The sequence below is a fragment of the Clostridium sp. AF35-15 genome (assembly GCF_003477745.1).
Taxonomy (GTDB): domain Bacteria; phylum Bacillota; class Clostridia; order Lachnospirales; family Lachnospiraceae; genus Otoolea; species Otoolea fessa.
Window position 1 is genome coordinate 24,118 of record NZ_QUDY01000005.1, and the last position, 19,721, is coordinate 43,838.

The 19,721-nt window shown below is 48.8% G+C and carries 21 protein-coding genes, 1 tRNA gene and 1 pseudogene; 19 read left to right on the top strand and 4 right to left on the bottom strand.

What is annotated here, in order from left to right; all coding sequences use genetic code 11:
- Positions 1-218 precede the first annotated feature (218 nt).
- The 5 genes from DWZ76_RS07140 to DWZ76_RS07155 all read left to right on the top strand — a co-directional run bounded on the left by DWZ76_RS07140 (position 219) and on the right by DWZ76_RS07155 (position 2,497).
- Positions 219-596: a hypothetical protein gene (locus tag DWZ76_RS07140; protein ID WP_118472281.1), complete on the top strand. Its 378-nt coding sequence runs from the start codon at positions 219-221 to the stop codon at positions 594-596.
- Complete coding sequence (locus DWZ76_RS15410; protein WP_279220582.1) at positions 596-718, top strand: CD1375 family protein; 123 nt, start codon at positions 596-598, stop codon at positions 716-718. The genes DWZ76_RS07140 and DWZ76_RS15410 overlap by 1 nt, the downstream gene beginning before the upstream one ends.
- A complete protein-coding gene (locus DWZ76_RS07145; protein ID WP_118472282.1) occupies positions 715-1,203 on the top strand; it encodes a phage holin family protein in 489 nt (162 codons plus the stop codon). Before DWZ76_RS15410 ends, DWZ76_RS07145 begins: the two co-directional genes overlap by 4 nt.
- 117 nt (positions 1,204-1,320) lie before the next feature.
- The gene (locus tag DWZ76_RS07150) at positions 1,321-1,644 is read left to right on the top strand and encodes a DUF4406 domain-containing protein (protein WP_118472283.1); all 324 of its coding nucleotides are present in this window, start codon (positions 1,321-1,323) and stop codon (positions 1,642-1,644) included.
- Positions 1,645-1,648: 4 nt separating this feature from the next.
- Positions 1,649-2,497 carry a M15 family metallopeptidase gene (locus tag DWZ76_RS07155; protein WP_118472284.1) on the top strand — a complete coding sequence of 283 codons (849 nt, stop codon included), beginning with the start codon at positions 1,649-1,651 and terminating at the stop codon, positions 2,495-2,497.
- Between the two features lie 152 nt (positions 2,498-2,649).
- Here DWZ76_RS07155 and DWZ76_RS07160 read toward each other — a convergent pair.
- A tRNA-Leu gene (locus tag DWZ76_RS07160) sits at positions 2,650-2,732 on the bottom strand.
- Positions 2,733-2,939: 207 nt separating this feature from the next.
- On the opposite strand from DWZ76_RS07160, the gene DWZ76_RS07165 reads away from it, so the two are divergent.
- The 7 genes and pseudogenes from DWZ76_RS07165 (at position 2,940) to DWZ76_RS15450 (ending at position 10,749) form a co-directional block, all read left to right on the top strand.
- On the top strand, positions 2,940-3,278 hold the full coding sequence (locus DWZ76_RS07165; RefSeq protein WP_022360432.1) for a zf-HC2 domain-containing protein: 339 nt from the start codon (positions 2,940-2,942) through the stop codon (positions 3,276-3,278).
- A 38-nt stretch (positions 3,279-3,316) separates the two neighbouring features.
- Positions 3,317-5,989, top strand: a complete 2,673-nt coding sequence (gene polA, locus DWZ76_RS07170) for a DNA polymerase I (protein ID WP_118472285.1) — start codon at positions 3,317-3,319, stop codon at positions 5,987-5,989.
- Positions 5,976-6,590 carry a dephospho-CoA kinase gene (gene coaE / locus DWZ76_RS07175; RefSeq protein WP_333549076.1) on the top strand — a complete coding sequence of 205 codons (615 nt, stop codon included), beginning with the start codon at positions 5,976-5,978 and terminating at the stop codon, positions 6,588-6,590. The genes polA and coaE overlap by 14 nt, the downstream gene beginning before the upstream one ends.
- A gap of 7 nt (positions 6,591-6,597) precedes the next feature.
- Complete coding sequence (locus DWZ76_RS07180) at positions 6,598-7,395, top strand: MBL fold metallo-hydrolase (protein WP_022360435.1); 798 nt, start codon at positions 6,598-6,600, stop codon at positions 7,393-7,395.
- 261 nt (positions 7,396-7,656) lie between these two features.
- Complete coding sequence (locus DWZ76_RS07185) at positions 7,657-7,929, top strand: ACT domain-containing protein (protein ID WP_022360436.1); 273 nt, start codon at positions 7,657-7,659, stop codon at positions 7,927-7,929.
- A gap of 30 nt (positions 7,930-7,959) precedes the next feature.
- On the top strand, positions 7,960-9,324 hold the full coding sequence (locus DWZ76_RS07190) for a PFL family protein (RefSeq protein ID WP_106999746.1): 1,365 nt from the start codon (positions 7,960-7,962) through the stop codon (positions 9,322-9,324).
- 12 nt (positions 9,325-9,336) lie between these two features.
- Positions 9,337-10,749: pseudogene (locus tag DWZ76_RS15450) on the top strand (SAM-dependent methyltransferase).
- Between the two features lie 44 nt (positions 10,750-10,793).
- Here DWZ76_RS15450 and DWZ76_RS07200 read toward each other — a convergent pair.
- Complete coding sequence (locus tag DWZ76_RS07200; RefSeq protein ID WP_147341917.1) at positions 10,794-11,687, bottom strand: selenium metabolism-associated LysR family transcriptional regulator; 894 nt, start codon at positions 11,685-11,687, stop codon at positions 10,794-10,796.
- A gap of 341 nt (positions 11,688-12,028) precedes the next feature.
- Between DWZ76_RS07200 and yedE the strand changes: the two genes are divergently transcribed.
- The 3 genes from yedE to DWZ76_RS07215 are packed head-to-tail and all read left to right on the top strand — an operon-like array spanning position 12,029 to position 13,687.
- On the top strand, positions 12,029-13,177 hold the full coding sequence (gene yedE / locus DWZ76_RS07205; RefSeq protein ID WP_117795250.1) for a YedE family putative selenium transporter: 1,149 nt from the start codon (positions 12,029-12,031) through the stop codon (positions 13,175-13,177).
- Between the two features lie 19 nt (positions 13,178-13,196).
- A complete protein-coding gene (locus DWZ76_RS07210; RefSeq protein WP_106999760.1) occupies positions 13,197-13,418 on the top strand; it encodes a sulfurtransferase TusA family protein in 222 nt (73 codons plus the stop codon).
- Between the two features lie 32 nt (positions 13,419-13,450).
- Entirely contained in the window at positions 13,451-13,687 is a 237-nt protein-coding gene (locus tag DWZ76_RS07215; protein ID WP_117795253.1) for a DUF3343 domain-containing protein, read from the top strand.
- A 223-nt stretch (positions 13,688-13,910) separates the two neighbouring features.
- On the opposite strand, the gene udk is transcribed toward DWZ76_RS07215, so the two are convergent.
- Positions 13,911-14,546: a uridine kinase gene (gene udk / locus DWZ76_RS07220; RefSeq protein WP_243017787.1), complete on the bottom strand. Its 636-nt coding sequence runs from the start codon at positions 14,544-14,546 to the stop codon at positions 13,911-13,913.
- Positions 14,547-14,764: 218 nt separating this feature from the next.
- Entirely contained in the window at positions 14,765-15,982 is a 1,218-nt protein-coding gene (locus DWZ76_RS07225; protein ID WP_118472288.1) for a nucleotidyltransferase family protein, read from the bottom strand.
- A 297-nt stretch (positions 15,983-16,279) separates the two neighbouring features.
- On the opposite strand from DWZ76_RS07225, the gene pta reads away from it, so the two are divergent.
- The 4 genes from pta to rpmF all read left to right on the top strand — a co-directional run bounded on the left by pta (position 16,280) and on the right by rpmF (position 19,499).
- On the top strand, positions 16,280-17,275 hold the full coding sequence (gene pta, locus DWZ76_RS07230; protein WP_118472289.1) for a phosphate acetyltransferase: 996 nt from the start codon (positions 16,280-16,282) through the stop codon (positions 17,273-17,275).
- 231 nt (positions 17,276-17,506) lie between these two features.
- Positions 17,507-18,697 (top strand): acetate kinase, encoded by a 1,191-nt coding sequence (locus DWZ76_RS07235; RefSeq protein WP_022360442.1) that lies wholly within the window; start codon positions 17,507-17,509, stop codon positions 18,695-18,697.
- Between the two features lie 98 nt (positions 18,698-18,795).
- Entirely contained in the window at positions 18,796-19,314 is a 519-nt protein-coding gene (locus tag DWZ76_RS07240) for a DUF177 domain-containing protein (protein ID WP_022360443.1), read from the top strand.
- Between the two features lie 2 nt (positions 19,315-19,316).
- Entirely contained in the window at positions 19,317-19,499 is a 183-nt protein-coding gene (gene rpmF / locus DWZ76_RS07245) for a 50S ribosomal protein L32 (protein ID WP_003499726.1), read from the top strand.
- Positions 19,500-19,721: the final 222 nt, after the last annotated feature.

Consider the following 19,721-nt stretch of genomic DNA (forward strand, 5'->3'; position numbering starts at 1 on the left):
AAGCCAAACTTACCATATTTGCGCCGATTAAACTATTGTGCTGATATTTATAGTCCGTATTTATTGCGCTTGGAATTACATTTATCCATAGTGTTTTAGGTGTGGCATTGTTCCAGCGGGCAGAGACCTCGCTATTTAAAAGAATAACTGAATTTGAAAATACTGAGCCGAAAGGCTCTTTATTTATATATCAAAAAAAGAAAGAGAGGGAAAAGAACATGGACAAAATGATTCTCAAAGACAACACAACAATCGAACTGCAGACGGGCGCATCCCTGTCAGCGGTGACAGCCAAGTTTGACAGCAAGGATGCTATGCTGGTGGCTTGGAAAACACTGACTCCGGAAAATCTGGCAGAAGTAAAATTCCAGAATAATGCTGGAATGACTGTCGGGACATATACGGACTTGATTCTTGAATCTGAAACCTCGCAGGAAGTATCTGATGGCGTACAGACCACGTTTTCTTTCCGTGAGAAAACCGATACGGAAAAACGTTTGGATGCCCTGGAAGAGGGACAGGCGGTGCAAGATGAGGCGATCAATGATCTTGGAACAGCGACAAGCGAGCTGGCAGAGAAAGAAGGTGTAGAGTAATGGGGGCGTTTTATGGGAAAAGAATCAGAAGCGGGAAAATGACACTGGAAGAGGTGCCGACTTACTGGAAAAAAGCGACTGAAAAATGGCTGAAAGAACATCCGGAGGAGGTGGAAAGATGAGTAGAAATGCGTGCGTAACAATGCAGATGCTGGCGACCGGATTGGTGGCCTACCTCAGCGACAAGCTGGGAGTTACTTTTTATTTGCTGGGGTTGCTTCTGGCTCTCATGGTGATTGATTATCTGTCCGGTATGGCAGCAAGCAGGGTGGAGGCGTTGGAGCATCCAAACGATAAGACTTATGGGTGGAGTAGCCGCAAGGGGGCGATCGGGATCGCCAAAAAAGTGGCTTATCTGTTTGTGATCGCGGTGGCGATGGTAATTGATTACGTTATTATCCAGACATCAAGTGTGCTGGGAGCATCGCTGCCTAATACGATGCTGTCATTACTGGTAACGGTCTGGTATTTACTCAATGAGGCATTGTCGATTACTGAAAATGCCGGGCGCATGGGAGCACCAGTGCCGGAATGGCTTGCAAAATACATAGCCGTCCTTAAAAACAAGATTGACAGCAAAGGCGAAAACGGAGACAACCATGCATAGAAGGAGGTGATCCGGATATCTCCCGCGGCAGCCTGGGTCATGGCTGCCATTGCGATATCGCAACAGGGCGGACCTAGTTCCGCTCCTTACATATTATAAAGAAAAGAGGACAAATCAATGATGAAAGCAATGTTATCTCAGCCGATGGCTGGAAAAACGGATGAGGAAATTATCGCAACCAGAGAAAAGGCGATCAAGGCGCTGGAGGCGCGGGGATACGAGATCGTGAATACCCTGTTTACAGATGAGTGGTACAACCGTGAAAACATGGAGAAACGCGGCGTGGTGCAGATCCCGCTTTGCTTCCTTGCAAAGTCACTGGAAAATATGTCTCTGTGTCATGCGGCGTATTTTTGTAAAGGATGGGAACAAGCGCGGGGCTGCCGGTTAGAGCACGAGGCGGCTGTAGCTTACGGTCTGACTGTTATTTATGAGGAGTGAGATTATGAGAGATATTACATTATGCCATCCGCGTCTCCAGACCCTGACTGCGCAGCTCGTCGATAAGTGTGCCGGTGCAGGTTTGCCGATTAAAATCGGGGAATCTTTCCGGAGCGTCGCCGAACAGGACGCTCTGTATGCACAAGGACGCACGCAGCCGGGCAGTATTGTCACGAATGCAAAAGGCAGCAGCTACAGCAGTCAGCACCAGTGGGGCATCGCAGCGGATTTTTACCGCGCTGACGGAAAAGGTGCATACAACGAAGCAGGAGATTATTTCAATCGGGTTGGAGCGATCGCCAAGCAGCTGGGGCTTGCATGGGGAGGCGATTGGAAAAGCATCGTAGACAAGCCACACGTATATTTGCCGGATTGGGGCAGCGGTACTGGGATTTTGAAACAGAAATATGGGACATTTGAGGCGTTTAAAAAGACCTGGGCGGTGGAGAACAGCACGGTACCAGAACAGTCAAAAACGGTGATCACCGATCTTAAAGAAATTAAGAGCGGCATACGCGGGTTGAGAGTCACTGCGTCCTCACTTATCATACGAACAACTCCAAAAGGTACAGACACAGGCAAGCGCTACACCAAGGATCAGCGTGTGCAGCCAATTAATAAATGCTTTGCCGACGGCGATCCGTGGATCCAGACTGCGGACGGCTGGGTGTCTGGCAAGTATCTTACTGGCTGGGTGTGCCAGGACGGGCGTTGGTGGTATCTGCTGAGTGGGTACACCTACCGGCACGATGCAGTCTGCCAGATTGACGGACAGGCGTATGCGTTTGATTCTGACGGCTGGATGATTACGGCTGACCGGATAGCAGAGGACGGTCATATCCAGAATGTGTGAAGTGATGTAAAAATAGTCCTTTTTTCGTGTTGCATTCGTGTTGCATAATACCTTTAAAAAGCCTGTTTTTACATTTACATGTTTTACCTCTAAAACGCCGAAACCCCTTGAAAATAAAGGAAAAATCCAATATTTTCAAGGGGTTTCAAATATGCCGGCTGCGGGACTTGAACCCGCACGGTGTTGCCACCAATGGATTTTGAGTCCACCTCGTCTGCCATTCCGACAAGCCGGCTGTCTATCGACGCTTTTTATCTTACCAAAATTGGAGACAGATTGCAACTGTTTTTTTGTTTGTTTTGAAATTAAGAAGCGAAGCATTCGCAGGGGCTTGCGTGTTTCATTAAAATAAGGTATGATTAGGTTCAAATGGGTTTATGAACGCGTCATGCGTGAATGATAATTCATATGGAATGACAGACTGGAAAAGGAGGTGGCGTCTGTGACCTGTCGGGAAGCGGAGCGTCTTGTGACGCCGTATATCCAGGATAAACTGAGCGGGGATGAGCTGGAAGCGTTTCTGGAGCATCTGGAACATTGTCGCAACTGTCAGGAAGAATTGGAAATTTATTTTATGGTGGATGTCGGACTGAAACAGCTGGACACCGGATCGGGTACTTTTGATATCATGGGCGCACTGCAGAAGCGGATCGCTGAGTCATATGCCCGTGTGCGCCGGATGTGGCGCTTCCGGAAAATGGAGTATGCGGTCAATACGCTGGGCGTGATGGCGGTATTGGTGACGGTGATGCTGCAGGTCAGGATTTGGCTGGCACCATAGAAAAAAGCAACAAGTGATAGAACAGGAGACGGAAACAGATGGGCAAATTAGTGCTGATAGATGGTCATAGTATACTCAACCGGGCATTTTACGGGGTGCCGGAGTTGACAAATTCGAAGGGACTCCACACCAATGCAGTGTACGGATTTTTAAATATCATGTTCCGGGTGATCGAAGATGAGGGGGCAGACTATCTGGCAGTGGCATTTGACTTGAAAGAGCCGACATTCCGTCACAAAATGTATGCGGCATACAAGGGAACGAGAAAACCGATGCCGCAGGAGCTGCATGAGCAGGTTCCGGTGATGAAGGAAGTGCTGACAGCGATGGGCGTGCCGATTCTTACCAAGGCGGGGTATGAGGCAGACGATATTCTGGGAACGATCGCGAAACGCTGTGCGGCGGAGGGCGTGGAGGTTTCTATCGTATCAGGAGATCGTGACCTGCTGCAGCTTGCAGATACGCACATTAAGATTCGGATGCCGCGTACTTCGAAAGGTACGACGGAGATACGCGACTATTACCCGGAGGATGTGAAGGCGGAGTATCAGGTGACGCCGATCGAATTTATTGATGTAAAGGCGCTGATGGGCGATACTTCGGATAATATTCCGGGCGTGCCATCGATCGGTGAAAAGACGGCAACCAGCCTGATTACCACCTACGGAAGCATTGAGAATGCGTATGCACACATTGATGAGGTAAAGCCGCCGCGCGCACAGAAAGCGCTTCGGGAGCATTATGACATGGCGCAGATGAGCAAGGATCTGGCAACGATCCGCATCAATTGCGAGATTGGTTTTTCGCTGGAGGAGGCGAAGCTGGATTCGCTTTATACGCCGGAGGCATATCAGTATATGAAGCAGCTGGAATTTAAGTCCATTCTGCAGAAATTTGGTGAGGACGCCTTTGCGTCATCAGAAATGGAAAAATCTTTCCGTCTGGTAAATGATTTTGGCGAGGCACAGGTGATTTTTGACCGTGCACAGCGGGCGGAGGAGATCGGCGCGCAGCTGGTGATTGAAAAAGGAGAGGTTGTGGCACTGGCACTCTGCCTGGACGGGACATCGATCTATGCGATCCCGGCGGTTGGGTTCCTGACCGGACAGTATCTGGCGGAGGAGCTGGAACGCCTGATGGAGGTGGTTCCGTCTGTGACGGTTCTGGATCTCAAAATCCAGCTTCCATTTCTTAAAAATCACAGCCGCCGGATCGTGGACGGCATCCGGAATGCAGAAGGAAACCGTGCGGTTATGGACGCAGGCGTGGCGGCGTATCTGTTAAATCCGCTCAAGGATACCTATGGATATGATGACCTGGCGCGCGATTACCTGGATATGACCGTGCCGTCACAGGTCGATTTGCTTGGAAAAACGGCGCTGTCGGATGCATTTGAGACAATGCCGGAGAAAGCGTTGAATTGTGTCTGCTACATGGCATATACGGCGTGGAAATCGCGGGAAATCCTGCTGGGGCGGCTTCGAAGACATGGAATGCTGCATCTCTTTTATGAGATAGAGATGCCGGTTATTTACAGCCTCTACCATATGGAAGAGGAAGGTATTCAGGTGCGCCGGGAGGAATTGAAAGCCTACGGCGAACGCCTCCAGACGCAGGTAGAGAAACTGGAGCAGGAGATTTACGCCGAGACGGGCTGTGAATTTAATATTAATTCCCCGAAGCAGCTGGGTGAGGTTTTATTTGAAAAAATGTCCCTGCCGGGCGGCAAAAAGACGAAGACCGGCTATTCGACGGCGGCGGATGTGCTGGAAAAACTGGCGCCGGAGTATCCGGTTGTGCGGAAAGTATTAGACTATCGCCAGGTGGCGAAACTCAAATCGACCTATGCGGACGGGCTGGGTGCATTTATCCGGGAGGACGGACGAATCCACGGAACCTTTAACCAGACGATCACAGCGACAGGACGTATCAGCAGTACAGAGCCGAACCTGCAGAACATTCCGGTGCGTATGGAGCTGGGACGCGAGATCCGGAAGCTGTTTGTACCGCGCGAGGGCTGTGTGCTGGTTGACGCTGATTATTCCCAGATTGAGCTGCGTGTGCTGGCGCATATGTCGAATGATAAGAACCTCATCCAGGCATACCGGCAGGCGGAGGACATCCACGCGATCACGGCGTCGCAGGTATTCCATGTGCCGCTTGAGGAAGTGACACCGCAGCTTCGCCGCAATGCAAAAGCAGTCAATTTCGGTATCGTATATGGTATCAGCGCGTTTGGACTGGGCGAAGATCTCGGCATTTCCCGCAAGGAAGCGACCGAGTACATTGAGCGCTACTTTGAAACCTACCCGGATGTCAAACGTTTCCTCGATGGTCTGGTAAAAACGGGCAGGAAATACGGCGAGGTCAAGACTATGTATGGGCGTGTGAGACCGATTCCTGAGCTGAAATCCGGCAATTTTATGCAGCGTTCGTTCGGTGAGCGTGTGGCGATGAATTCCCCGATTCAGGGAACTGCAGCCGACATTATCAAGATTGCGATGATCCGCGTCGATCAACGCCTGCGCCGCGAAGGACTGCGTTCCCGCATTGTCCTCCAAGTGCACGATGAACTCCTGATTGAAACCTGGAAAGAAGAGCTGGAACAGGTGCAGTCGATTCTGGCGACGGAGATGAAACGTGCGGCGCAGCTGCAGGTGGAGCTGGAAATCGATATGAAGATGGGAAATTCGTGGTTTGAAACGAAATAATGGAAAGGTACAGATAAACATGAAGATAATCAGTATTACCGGAGGCGTTGGTTCCGGTAAGAGTGAGGTCCTGCGTGTGCTGCAGGAGGAATTTGACGCGGAAATTATTAAGGCAGATGAAGTGGCTCACCAGCTCATGGAGCCGGGTAAGAAAGGCTATCAGCATGTGGTAGAGGCGCTGGGTGATTCCTTTTTAAATAAGGACGGCAGCATTGACCGCAAAAAGCTGGCGGCGCTTATTTTCCAGAATAAAGAGGCGGTGGAGACGATGAACGCCATCATCCACCCGATGGCGTGGGAGGAGATCCGCTATGCGATCAACCATTCCGACAAGGAGATCATCGTTGTGGAGGCAGCTCTCTATGATGACGAGCACAATGCGATGTTTGATGAAATCTGGTATGTATACACATCGGTGGAGAACCGCATCAAACGTCTGATGGCAAGCCGCGGCTACAGCGAGGAAAAATGCCGGGGCATCATGGCAAATCAGGCATCCGAGGACGATTACCGGAGTTTTGCGACGCGTGTGCTGGACAACAACGGCGGGATTGAGGATATTCGGAAGCAGATAGCGTCATTTTTAGGAAAAGAGGATTAGGATACATATGCGGATGGTTAGTATTGCCAGCGGCAGCAGCGGGAATTGTATTTATATAGGAAGCGACAACACCCACGTTCTGGTGGATGCGGGGATCAGCAACAAGCGTATTGAGATGGGGTTAAATGACCTGGGGCTGAATGCGCGGGAACTGGATGGAATTCTCATCACGCATGAACATTCCGACCATATCAAAGGGCTCGGCGTGCTGGCGCGCAAATATGGCACACCTATTTACAGCACAAAAGAGACATTAGAGGAAATTCAGGATTCCAAGAGTCTTGGCGAGATTCCGGAAGATCTGATGCACCCGATTACGCCGGATGTTGATTTTATGGTAGGAGATCTGGAAGTCAAACCGTTCCGGATCGACCATGATGCAGCGAATCCTGTTGCCTACCGGGTTCAGAATGAAAAAAGATCGGTGGCGGTGGCGACGGATATGGGGCATTATTCCCAGTACATCATTGACCATCTGCAGGGGCTGGATGCGATTTTGCTGGAAGCCAACCACGATGTCAAAATGCTGGAGGCAGGACCGTATCCGTATTACCTGAAGCGTCGTATCTTAGGCGATTACGGACACCTTTCCAATGAAAATGCGGGACGGCTTTTAAGTTCCATTCTGCATGACAATTTAAAGCATATTTTCCTGGGGCATCTGAGTAAGGAAAATAATTACGAAGAGCTGGCATATGAGACGGTGCGTCTGGAGATCACAGAGGGAGATACGCCGTATAAGGCGAATGATTTCCCGATCACAGTGGCAAAACGCGATGCAGTGTCGCAGATTGTGACGGTGTAGAAGACGTAAAAGTATTAAAATTGGTTATACAAAGTCTGAAAATAAGCCAGAAGATATATTTGGGGTTATGGCTTGGAGGCATGGACAAACGTGTGGGGTTGACAGAAATATCGTTACTGTACACGCATACGTGTCCAGTAACGGAATATCATTTTAGGTGTAAAAGTCAGCAGCCGGATGGCAGTTGAGTTTTTATAGAAATTAGTAAGTCATAAAAACATTTCCGCCATAGGACGGAGAGCACACAGGAGGATGAAACCTATGAGTAAGATTATTATTACTATCGTTGGACAGGACCGCGTCGGTATCGTTGCAAAAACGTGTAATTATCTGGCTGACCACAACATGAACATTCTTGACATCACGCAGACGATCCTGCAGGAATATTTCAACATGATGATGATCGTGGATATTTCCGGTTCCAAGACATCCTTTGATGATATGGCGCATGAGCTGGACAAGCTGGGACAGGAGATCGGCGTAAAGATTCTCTGTCAGAGAGAAGAGATTTTTACCAGTATGCACAGAATCTAAGCAAATATTTTCAGAAAGGACGTAAAACCAATGATTAACATGCAGGAAGTTCTGGAAACTAATAACATGATCGCGCATGAAAAACTGGATGTGCGGACGATCACGATGGGTATCAGCCTCTTAGACTGTGTGGACAGTGATCTGGCGAAGATGAATGAGAAGATCTACAATAAGATTACAACTTATGCGAAAGATCTTGTATCGACCGGCGATGCCATCGGACGTGAATTTGGGGTTCCGATCGTCAATAAACGTATCTCGGTTACTCCGATCGCGCTGGTAGGTGGAAGTGCCTGCAAGAAGAGCGAGGATTTTGTAGAGATTGCGAAAACACTTGATAAGGCAGCGAAAGAAGTGGGCGTCAACTTTATCGGAGGCTATTCCGCATTGGTTTCCAAGGGAATGACACCGGCGGAAGAGCTTCTGATCCGCTCGATCCCGCAGGCACTTGCCTGCACCGACCGTGTGTGCAGCTCCATCAATGTCGGTTCTACCAAGACAGGTCTTAACATGGATGCGGTCCGTCTGATGGGCGAGATGGTTGTGGCAACCGCAGAGGCAACGAAGGACAATGATTCCCTCGGCTGTGCGAAGCTGGTTGTATTCTGCAACGCGCCGGATGATAACCCGTTCATGGCAGGTGCATTCCATGGCGTGACTGAGGCGGATGCGATCATCAACGTCGGCGTCAGCGGTCCGGGAGTTGTAAAGACGGCTCTGGAAAAGGTACGTGGCGAGAACTTTGAGGTGCTGTGTGAGACGATCAAGAAGACGGCGTTCAAGATCACCCGTGTTGGACAGCTGGTAGCACAGGAGGCGTCCAAACGTCTGGGCGTTCCGTTTGGCATCATTGATCTGTCGCTGGCACCGACTCCGGCAGTCGGAGACAGTGTGGCGGAGATTCTGGAAGAGATCGGCTTAGAGCGCAGCGGTGCCCCGGGTACAACAGCAGCGCTGGCAATGTTAAATGATCAGGTTAAGAAGGGCGGCATCATGGCGTCCTCCTATGTTGGCGGACTCAGTGGTGCGTTTATTCCGGTCAGCGAGGATCAGGGCATGATCGATGCAGTTTCTGAGGGTGCGCTTACGATTGAGAAGCTGGAAGCAATGACCTGTGTCTGCTCTGTAGGTCTTGATATGATTGCGATCCCAGGCGATACGAAAGCGACCACGATCGCCGGTATCATCGCGGACGAGGCGGCAATCGGCATGATCAACCAGAAGACAACGGCAGTCCGCCTGATTCCGGTCATCGGGAAAACAGTGGGCGATACGGCAGAGTTCGGCGGTTTGCTTGGCTATGCGCCGATCATTCCGGTCAACCGTTTCTCCTGCGACAACTTTGTCAAACGTACCGGACGTATCCCGGCACCAGTACACAGCTTTAAGAACTAATAGGAGTTTCATATGGATAAATCACAGGAACTGAGAGAGGTGCTTCTGCGGTATCTTGATGCCGATCTGGAGCGAATCATTTTCAGCAACCCGAGAACCCGTGAATCCTATCTGAAATTAACCGTGCGTCCTCTGCTTCTGCGGGGGGCGCTTGCTTTTCAGACGGAAGAATTTACGGAAAAACAGGCATTTCAGAAAAATCAGAACGCAGAAAAGACCGTCGAGTACCTGCTCGGAGAACTGGAAAACCGTTACCGCAATGCGGAGATCGCGTCGCTTCACGGGATTGTCAATATTCTGATCAGTAAGAAGGGGACAGTGACGATCAAAGAGAAGAAGGTAGGGGTTAAAAGGGCAGAGAATCGGACGGTATCGGTGGCAGCAGGTGATGTGCAGAAAGCTGGAAAGCAGATGCCGGCGAAGAGTCATGCAGATGTGAAAGAAAATTCGCTCGAAAAATCGGGTCAGAGTCAGTCAAGTCACGAAAACGGAAAGATGCAGAGAAGTGCTAAAATACAGGGAAATGGTAAACTGCAGAGCAATGCGAAACAGCAGAAAAATGCAGGAACAGGACTGTCGGCTGGCATGGATGCCGCAGCGTTTTCAGAACGTCTGGCTTCGTTATCCCATAACCGTACTAAAAAATACGTCCTTCAGGAAGGCGTCCCAGTCCCATTTCTGGTAGATCTCGGTGTCATGACGGCAGAAGGCAAAGTTGTGAAATCCCGCTACGACAAATTTCGCCAGATCAACCGTTTCCTGGAATTTATTGAGGATGTACTTCCGAATCTCGATCCGAACCGGACGAATACGATCATTGATTTCGGATGCGGGAAATCATATCTGACGTTTGCGATGTATTAGTATCTGCATGTGCTGAAAAAATATTCGATCCGTGTCATCGGTCTGGATCTGAAAAAAGATGTCATTGCGCTCTGCAACCGCCTGAGCAAGAAGTTTGGATTTGAGAACCTGACCTTCCTGCACGGCGACATCGCCGGATATGAGGGCGTCGATCAGGTCGATATGGTCGTGACGCTGCACGCCTGTGATACAGCGACCGATTATGCGCTGGCAAAAGCGGTCAAATGGGGCGCAAAAGTCATTCTTTCCGTTCCATGCTGTCAGCATGAGATTAACAAGCAGATTCAGAACGACCTTCTGTCGCCGGTTTTACAGTACGGTCTTCTGAAAGAACGTATGTCGGCGCTTCTGACCGACGGAATCCGTGGGCAGCTCCTCGAAATGTCCGGCTACCGGACGCAGATTCTCGAATTCATCGACATGGAACATACACCGAAAAACATCATGATCCGTGCGATCCGCCAGGGCAAGAAAGCAGACGGGGCGGCATTAGAGACAATGATGAAGGAATTGCATGTGAAGCCGACATTGTATGGATTGTTGGTGGGGGAAGAGGCGTAGGAAATTTAGAAAGCACTTTTATGGGGGTTGATAATGCTGGACAGTTATAGCTGATAAAACCTCTTCGCAAATTCCAAAAACACCCCGCCTTCCTCCGCCATATACTTAACCGGTGAATACACCAGATAGAGTTTCCGGAGAAAGGCAGCTTCCCCAAGCGGAAAGAGAAGCAGTTTCCCCTGCCGTGCATCTGCCTGTATAGTTGCTTTTGAGAGAATGGAGATGCCCATTCCCAGCATGATACACTGCTTGAGGGCGGCGGCATCGTCCATCACGGCAATAACATTTAAATCATCGAGTGAAAGCCCTTTATTTTTCAGGAAATAAAGGGTTTCCTGTTTTGTGCCGGAATTATCTTCCCGGAGCAGAAACGGTTCTTTTAAAAGGGCATCCAGCGGTGATGGAATAGACTGGTAAGCCTGATAATGCGGTGTGGCGGGGGCAGCGATCACAAGCTCATCGGAGGCAAATGGGAGAAATTCGCAGGAGGTGTCCGAGGTAGTAGTTCCGACCAGACCGATGTCGCAGATGCCGTCATCCACCTTATGTACAACGTCCAGGCTGTCTGAGCAGGAGGCATAGACACGGATATCAGGATGAACTGCGTGATAAGCGCTTAAAAGTTCCGGCAGAAAATAAAGGGACGGAACGGAGGATGCGCCGATCCGAAGCTGCGGTTTCGTCTCGTTGGCGAGTTCCACGATTGCTTTCTGCTGCAGGGTCAGAATCTCCGTGGCATAGGAATATAATTTTGTCCCGGCAGGAGTCAGGGAGAGCGATTTGGTGGTGCGCTTTAAAAGCTGGGTGTGAAATTCCTCCTCCAGACTGCGGATGTGGGCGCTGACAGTCGGCTGTGAGATGTACAGCTTCTGGGCGGCAAGCGAAAAACTCTGATATTTGACGGTGTACACGAAAGCTTCTAATTGGCGGATGTCCATATATTTAAAATCCTTTCTATAGATAAAATCAATTTTTAATGATTCTGTGATAAAATCCAAAATTAAAATGAATAGTAGACAGGTGAAAACAATCTCTAAAGAAGAGTGTAGCTTTATTTATTGAAAATATCAATAAGTTTATAGCAAATATCAATATAAACGATTTTACCATAAAAATACAGGATGTTATACTTGTCTGCGGAAAGTATGGATAGATCCATGAAATGTACGCGCTTGAAATTTTTCTTGTTTGATTTTGTGAGATGATTTTTTTGCCAGATGCACTCAAATTTCTGATATGTATTGATGAAATGCGAGTGTGGTGCGTGAAATCACCCACAATGACGAGGGTGAGAAAAACTTTAAGAGTACATGAAATAAAAAAGGAGGCAGGTATGAAAGTATTTGACAAGACATGGAAGCTGGCAGTGGCAGGCGCGCTTGTGGGTGTGCTGGCAGCATTGCTGGCGTATTTTGGAAATCCGGCCAATATGGCGATCTGTATTGCGTGCTTCGTACGTGATACGGCGGGCGCGCTGAAACTTCACTCAGCAGCACCGGTTCAGTATTTCCGTCCGGAGATTGTAGGATTTGCAGTGGGAGCATTTGCGATCTCACTGGTGACGAACGAGTATAAGGCGACAGCAGGTTCTTCACCGATGATCCGCTTTGTTCTGGGTGCGATCATGGTAATCGGCGCGCTGGTATTCTTAGGGTGTCCGCTGCGTATGGTTCTGCGTATGGCAGCCGGTGACCTGAATGCGTATGTAGCGCTGGTTGGATTTGCAGGCGGTATTGCAACTGGTTCGTTCTTCCTGAAAAAGGGATTTTCACTGGGCAGAGCGTATGAGACGCAGAAATCAAGCGGATATGTGCTTCCGGTGCTCCTTTTGGCGCTTTTTATCATTGGAGCAGTAACAGGCGTATACGCAGCCAGCACGGAAGGACCGGGAAGCAAGCACGCACCGGTTCTGATTTCCCTGGTTGCGGCTCTCCTGATTGGTGCATTGGCACAGAAGAGCCGTATGTGTTTTGCAGGTAGCATCCGTGATGTGATTCTGATGAAAAACTTTGATCTGCTCAGCATTATCGGCGCACTGTTTGCAGTCATGCTGATTTTTAACCTTGCAACTGACAATTTCCATTTGAGCTTTTCCGGTCAGCCGATCGCGCACTCCCAGCATCTCTGGAATATTCTGGGTATGTATGCCGTTGGATTTGCAGCCGTTCTGGCTGGCGGATGCCCGCTGCGTCAGATCATTCTGGCAGGGCAGGGCTCCTCGGACAGTGCGGTAACCTTTCTGGGAATGCTGTTAGGGGCGGCACTTGCACACAATTTTAACCTGGTTGGTGCGGCAGCAAAAGCGGCAACCGAGACAGAGGCAGCCGTTTTGGGTGGTCCGGCGATGCCGGGCAAAATTGCCGTAATTGTATGTATTGCCCTGTTATTCGTGATTGCAGCGGCAAATATGAAACGTAGAAAGAAATAAAGAAAAGAGGAAACGGAAAATGTCAGATTTTGTTGAGGTAGATGTGCGGGGACTCTCCTGTCCGGAACCGGTTTTGATGGTGATGGATGCGATGGATGAACATCCGGGAAAACAGATCCGTGTGCTTGGCGATGAGGCACACACCCGGACGAATATTGAGCGCACGTTGGAGTATCATGGAAAAGAGGGGCACACCGAGGTGCTGGAAAACGGCTGTTTCACCATTACCTTTGAAGCGTGATGCTGCTCTGGAATATTAAATAGGTGGAAATGATGAGGCAGAAACGGGAATATCGGATTTTTACCTTTCACACGACGGCTGCGGCGATGGAGATGGAGGCATTCTGCCGGGAACAGGGAATCAGAGGGCGCCTGGTGCCTGTCCCACGCGAACTCTCAGCAGGCTGTGGAATTGCCTGGCGGATGGAACCGGCGGAATATGAACGGTTTCAGGGAGTGATTGCGGAGAGCCAGATTGAGATCGAGCAGAGCTGTGTGATGATGAATTAAACAAAATGTTATGTTAGAGCAGATATCATAGAAAAAGTATATAGGAAAAAGCGGCGGTATCGGCAGCAGCGAGACATTCAAAAAAGAATGGAGCGCTGACAGTGTGATACCGCTGCTTTTTGGTGTGTAAATCGAGGTCAGAATGAGGTCATTGAGGTCAGAAATCAAATCATGACCTCGATGACCTCATTTGTGACCTCGATGATCCCAATATTTTGAAATATTATTCTCCCGCCTTCGCCTCATTCAGCAGCCGTGCAATCTCCCCGCGCACCAGCGAGAATGCAACCTCATTCCGCCCGCTGTTGGTAACCACATCCGCATAGGCGCGGGTCGGTTCTACAAAGAGGGCATGCATCGGTTTGACGGTGGTCAGGTACTGATCGATGATGTTTTCGATATCGCGTCCGCGCTCTTTCGTGTCACGTAAGATTAGGCGGAGAATTCGCTCATCGGCATCGGCATCGACGAAAATGCGGATGTCGAGCAGATTGCGGAGTGCTTCGTCATAGAGAACGAGAATGCCCTCCAACAGGATAACCGGGCGCGGCTCGATGTGAATGGTTGCTTCGGCGCGGTTGTGGTTGGCGTAGTTGTAGGTTGGACAGTCGATCGCCTCCCAGTTTTTCAGTTTATTAAGGTGCTCAAGAAGCAGCTCTGTTTCAAATGCATCCGGGTGGTCGTAGTTCAGCTTTTTGCGCTGTTCAAATGGCATGTCATCGTGGGCGCGGTAGTAGTTGTCGTGGTAAAGCACGGTTACCTGATCACCAAATGCGTCTTTCAGACGGTTTGTAAAAGTGGATTTTCCTGAACCGGTTCCTCCGGCAATTCCGATGATAATAGGTGATTTTCTATTCACTATGTTTTCCTCCATTTGTAAGTTTTATCTCAGTCGAGAAGAGTCCCACCTCTTTAGGTGGCGAGTAATAGCAAATTTGTCTCAGTGGGAGGTGGGTCTCCGACTGAGATAAACGCTCCGCGGGGATGCGCAGTGATTCTGTATGGAATATGTCAGCTTTGCTGACCAGAATCACGCGCCAAGTCTCACGGACGTTCGACTTGAAAATTGGTTCATTTTTATACAAAAACCAGTCCTTCTGTATATTCATTTTGAAATACGCCGCTGCGCTTCATCCGCACCGTCTGGTATAAATGCGAGGCGTACACCTCCTGCTCCAGCAGCGCGAGCGCCGACGGGGAGAGGTTCTGGGCGGCATCTGCCATTTTAGTGATGAGGGGGATGCTGCTTTTTTTATGCAGACAGGAGAGCAGAGGGCTGCTCTGCCTGCGAAAACCGAGAATTCGTGCATAGAGTGCATAGCCCTCGTCCTTCCACCGGGAAATATCTTCCTCGCGCATACCGAGTACCAGATGCAGAAGCGCCCGGCTGACACGCGTGTAGGTAAGCTGGCGCGTCTTTAACGCCTGAATCCGTTCTTCAAAAGAGAGAGGAAAGTAAGGTGGTTTTGCAAGACGGGCGGCAAGCTCCGGGGAGAGATCTGCGATAGAGAATGTCGCCTGCATCTGTAAAACAGCAGCATTCAAAAGCTCTGAAAAATCATCCACAAAAACTGGAACCGCACCTGTATATGCGGGATGTGTTACGGCTGGCAAGTGAGATGCCAGAATATCGAGCAAATCTTTGTCTTTTGAAAGTGAGTTTCGAATTATCCCGCGAATTGCCGAAGCCGATGGAAAGTTAGCATCTGCCAGTGTATCTTCATGATATCCGCTTCCCTTCCGCGAAATCGTATAAAATTCCATCGGACTATGCAGATCTTCCGCCGCCCGCAGATATTCAATCCCGAGAATATTGTTCGGAGAAGTCAGAACCGAAGCCCATGTATCCTCCATTTCCAGCGCCTTCGCCCGTGCCTGCGGATAAGTCAGTCCCGCCTTCAACCCTTTCCGCAGCCGTTCCTGAAATTCTGCCGATTCGTGGTTCAGCGCAGAAGCAGCCTGCTTAAGGAATTCAATCTGCCCGCATTCACTGCCGAACACAACGGCATCCACACCGATCGCCGACAGAAGCGCGACTCCATAGGCGGCAAATTCATGCGCCGAAGCGGTAGAAAAAGCGACCGGCATCTCAAGTACCAGGTCGGCACCGGCGAGAAGAGCGGCTTTTGTACGACGGTACTTATCAAAGATGGCGGGTTCGCCGCGCTGGACGAAGCTGCCGCTCATCAGGACGACGCAGTAGTCTGCGCCGGTCAGTTCCCTTGCCCGCTGCATATGATACAGATGTCCGGCATGGAACGGGTTATATTCGGTAATTAAACCTACGATTTTCATAAATTTCAATCCTGTTTTTTGCATTTTTGCGAAGAATTTTGTAGCAGCCTTTTATAATAGAAGTAAAAACAAAAGTCTGTTGCTGTTGCGGCAGAAAATTCTGTAAAAAATAGCAGCCATTTTCTGCCTCATTTACATTATATAGTGGAAGTGCGGGAGCGTAAAGGACAAATTATAGTGCATCTTGTTAAAAATTTAATTAATCAAAAATTTGAAAATCGCTCTTGTATACAATAAACAACTGGTATATAATGTTAGCAGTAATAGACACACACTTATGAAAGGGGTTTTATAACCATGGCATTTATTGACAAAATTAAGGAAAGAGCAAAAACTGACAAAAAAACCATCGTTCTTCCAGAGTCAATGGACAAGAGAACATACGAGGCAGCTGAGAAAATTCTGAAAGAGGGTATCGCAAATCTGATCATCATCGGTACTCCGGAGGAGATTGAGAAAAACGGCAAAGGCTTCGACATTTCCGGTGCCACCATCGTTGACCCGTACAATGATCCGAATAAGCAGAAATACATCGACAAGTTCGTTGAATTAAGAGGCAAAAAAGGTGTTACTCCGGAAGTCGCAAAAGAGCAGATGGAGAAAGACTATATGTACTATGCTTGCCTGATGTGCAAGTGCGGCGATGCTGACGGCGCTGTATCTGGTGCATGCCATTCTACCGGCAACACCATTCGTCCGGCTCTGCAGCTTCTGAAGACCAAACCGGGTATTAGCTCTGTATCTGGCTTCTTCCTGATGGAAGTTCCGGATTGCGAGTTTGGTGAGAACGGTCTGTTCGTATTCGCTGACTGTGCAGTAAACACTGACTTCGATTCCAACAAGCTGGCTGAGATCGCTGGTCTGTCCGCAGAGAGCTTCAAGATGCTGGTTGGCGCAGAGCCGAAGGTAGCTATGCTGTCCTATTCTTCTATGGGTTCCGCTAAACATGATGATGTTACCAAGGTAGCAGATGCAGTTAAGATTGCTCATGAGAAGTTCCCGGAACTGAAACTGGATGGCGAGCTTCAGCTTGATGCAGCACTGGTTCCGTCTGTAGGCGAGGCTAAGGCACCGGGCAGCTCCGTAGCTGGACATGCTAACACCTTAGTATTCCCGTCCCTGGAAGCAGGAAACATTGGTTACAAACTGGTTCAGAGACTTGCAAAAGCAGGCGCTTATGGTCCGGTTCTTCAGGGTCTGTCCATGCCGGTAAACGATCTGTCCAGAGGATGCTTCGCAGACGATATCGTAGGCGTAGTAGCTATCACAGCTGTACAGGCTCAGCAGGCATAATTAATACCAATTGGAATCAAATGGATGGAGAACTGGCACCGCGTCAGAGAATCTTAAATCCGTTTAATTAAGAATTAAAAGTGATAATTACAGTTCAGCCCGGTATTCATACATAATCCTGCAGTTCACAACAGGGCAGTGCAGACGTTTTTGCAGATGCTTCCGTGTGAACCGCATATAGAGAATACCTGCGGCTGAATTGTGATGTTATAAAGAAAGGAATCTATTACCATGAATATTTTAGTTATTAACTGCGGAAGTTCTTCCTTAAAGTATCAGTTAATCAACTCTGAGACAGAGGGCGTTCTGGCTAAGGGTCTTTGCGAGAGAATCGGCATCGACGGTATGCTGACTTACCAGCCGGAGGGCGGCGAAAAAGAGAAATCTGAGATCGCTATGCCGACCCATACAGAGGCTATCAACGCAGTTCTGGCAGCCCTGACTAACGAGAAGAGCGGCGTTATCAAGAGCCTGTCTGAGGTAGGTGCAGTTGGACATCGTGTCGTACACGGCGGCGAGAAATTTACTTCTTCCTGCTTAATCAACGACGAGTCCATGAAAGCGATCGAAGAGTGCAACGATCTGGCACCGCTTCACAACCCGGCAAACCTGATCGGTATCCGTGCCTGCCAGGAACTTATGCCAGGCGTACCGATGGTAGCTGTATTTGATACCGCTTTTCATCAGACCATGCCGGATGTTGCTTACACCTACGGTATTCCGTATGAATACTATGAGAAATACAAAGTTAGACGTTACGGCTTCCATGGTACTTCCCACAGCTACGTATCTAAGAGAACCGCTGAGATCGTGGGAAAACCGTATGATCAGATGAAGATCATCGTTTGCCATCTGGGTAACGGCGCCAGCATCTCCGCTGTAAACTGCGGCAAATCTGTAGACACCAGCATGGGTCTGACTCCACTGGAAGGTCTGGTTATGGGTACACGTTCTGGTGACCTCGATCCGGCTATCATCGATTTCGTAGGTAAAAAAGAAGGTCTGTCCCTGGATGAGATGAACGAAGTCCTGAATAAGAAATCCGGTATGCTCGGTATCTCCGGCGTATCCAGCGATGGTCGTGATCTGGAAGCAGCAGCTGAGACTGGCAACAAGAGAGCACAGCTGGCTCTGGACGTATTCGATTACCGCGTAATCAAATATATCGGTGCATACGCAGCAGCTATGAACGGTGTAGATGCTATCGCATTTACCGCTGGTATCGGCGAGAACAACATCAAGATGAGAAAAGATGTTTGCAGCAGCCTGACCTACTTAGGCGTTAAACTGGATGAGGAGAAGAACAACGTAAGAGGTGAGGAGAGAATTATCTCTGCTGACGACTCCAAGGTTCAGGTTCTCCTGGTTCCGACCAACGAAGAGCTGGCTATCGCTCGCGAGACTCTTGCACTGGTAAAATAATTAAATATGAATTAAAATTTGCAAAAATATGTAAAATTAATCATTGACAAACGCGTTCGACCTTTGTATAATATCAAAGTGCGTATTAGGAGATTAGTATGCTGATTCATTTATCGGAACTTTTTAACTGCGAGGGTAGAAAGAAAGTCTATACAGTCGAGACTGCGCTGGACTCTGTCGATTTTGACGGAGAGACGTTTCAGATTGAGAAGGCTGAGCCTTTTGAACTGGAACTGACGGCTAAGACACGGCATAAGTATACGATGAGTGGTCATGCGACGCTGACGGTGGGAGGTCACTGTGCGCGTTGTCTGGAGCCAGTATCTTTCGACTGCGAACTGGATTTTGGACGAGAGTTTGAGGTGCAGGATGGTCAGGAGGAGAGTTTAGATGATGAACCCTTTATGAAGGGGTACAATCTGGATGTAGACCAGTTGGTTTGCAACGAACTGCTACTGAGCTTGCCTATGAAAGTCCTGTGCAGAGAAGACTGCAAGGGGATTTGCAATAGATGTGGTACAAATCTTAATCTTCGGACTTGTACCTGTGACACTAGGTCGCTCGATCCAAGGATGTCGGTTATCCAGGAGATATTCAATGAATTTAAGGAGGTGTAACCATGTCTATCTGTCCTAAGAACAAATCTTCCAAAGCAAGAAGAGACAGCCGCAGAGCTAACTGGAAAATGAGTGCTCCGAACTTAGTAAAGTGCAGCAAGTGCGGTGCTCTGATGATGCCTCACAGAGTGTGCAAAGCTTGCGGAAGCTACAACAAGAAAGAAATCGTTAAAGTAGAAGACTAAGCTACAAGTATTGAAAAATAAGGGGTTAAGCGATTTTTGCTTAACCCATTTTTCGTATTTTAGCCCATTTTTAGCCCATTTCAAGAGGGTGTTTAACAGGTGTTTTTGGGTAGATTTTAGCAACTATAACTTATGGCTTATAAAATGTGGTCAAAAACAGGAGAGATTATTAATTTGCAATAATCTCTCCATTTTTTATATTTCGTGAATATTATCAAATCT

What these genes read in the sequence shown, in the direction of transcription:
- DWZ76_RS07140 (WP_118472281.1), top strand. Translation starts at nt 219, where the DNA reads ATGGACAAAATGATTCTCAAAGACAACACAACAATCGAACTGCAGACG.
- DWZ76_RS15410 (WP_279220582.1), top strand. Translation starts at nt 596, where the DNA reads ATGGGGGCGTTTTATGGGAAAAGAATCAGAAGCGGGAAAATGACACTG.
- DWZ76_RS07145 (WP_118472282.1), top strand. Translation starts at nt 715, where the DNA reads ATGAGTAGAAATGCGTGCGTAACAATGCAGATGCTGGCGACCGGATTG.
- DWZ76_RS07150 (WP_118472283.1), top strand. Translation starts at nt 1,321, where the DNA reads ATGATGAAAGCAATGTTATCTCAGCCGATGGCTGGAAAAACGGATGAG.
- DWZ76_RS07155 (WP_118472284.1), top strand. Translation starts at nt 1,649, where the DNA reads ATGAGAGATATTACATTATGCCATCCGCGTCTCCAGACCCTGACTGCG.
- polA (WP_118472285.1), top strand. Translation starts at nt 3,317, where the DNA reads ATGGGCAAATTAGTGCTGATAGATGGTCATAGTATACTCAACCGGGCA.
- DWZ76_RS07180 (WP_022360435.1), top strand. Translation starts at nt 6,598, where the DNA reads ATGCGGATGGTTAGTATTGCCAGCGGCAGCAGCGGGAATTGTATTTAT.
- DWZ76_RS07185 (WP_022360436.1), top strand. Translation starts at nt 7,657, where the DNA reads ATGAGTAAGATTATTATTACTATCGTTGGACAGGACCGCGTCGGTATC.
- DWZ76_RS07190 (WP_106999746.1), top strand. Translation starts at nt 7,960, where the DNA reads ATGATTAACATGCAGGAAGTTCTGGAAACTAATAACATGATCGCGCAT.
- DWZ76_RS07200 (WP_147341917.1), bottom strand. Translation starts at nt 11,687, where the DNA reads ATGGACATCCGCCAATTAGAAGCTTTCGTGTACACCGTCAAATATCAG.
- yedE (WP_117795250.1), top strand. Translation starts at nt 12,029, where the DNA reads ATGACGAGGGTGAGAAAAACTTTAAGAGTACATGAAATAAAAAAGGAG.
- DWZ76_RS07210 (WP_106999760.1), top strand. Translation starts at nt 13,197, where the DNA reads ATGTCAGATTTTGTTGAGGTAGATGTGCGGGGACTCTCCTGTCCGGAA.
- DWZ76_RS07215 (WP_117795253.1), top strand. Translation starts at nt 13,451, where the DNA reads ATGAGGCAGAAACGGGAATATCGGATTTTTACCTTTCACACGACGGCT.
- DWZ76_RS07225 (WP_118472288.1), bottom strand. Translation starts at nt 15,982, where the DNA reads ATGAAAATCGTAGGTTTAATTACCGAATATAACCCGTTCCATGCCGGA.
- pta (WP_118472289.1), top strand. Translation starts at nt 16,280, where the DNA reads ATGGCATTTATTGACAAAATTAAGGAAAGAGCAAAAACTGACAAAAAA.
- DWZ76_RS07235 (WP_022360442.1), top strand. Translation starts at nt 17,507, where the DNA reads ATGAATATTTTAGTTATTAACTGCGGAAGTTCTTCCTTAAAGTATCAG.
- DWZ76_RS07240 (WP_022360443.1), top strand. Translation starts at nt 18,796, where the DNA reads ATGCTGATTCATTTATCGGAACTTTTTAACTGCGAGGGTAGAAAGAAA.
- rpmF (WP_003499726.1), top strand. Translation starts at nt 19,317, where the DNA reads ATGTCTATCTGTCCTAAGAACAAATCTTCCAAAGCAAGAAGAGACAGC.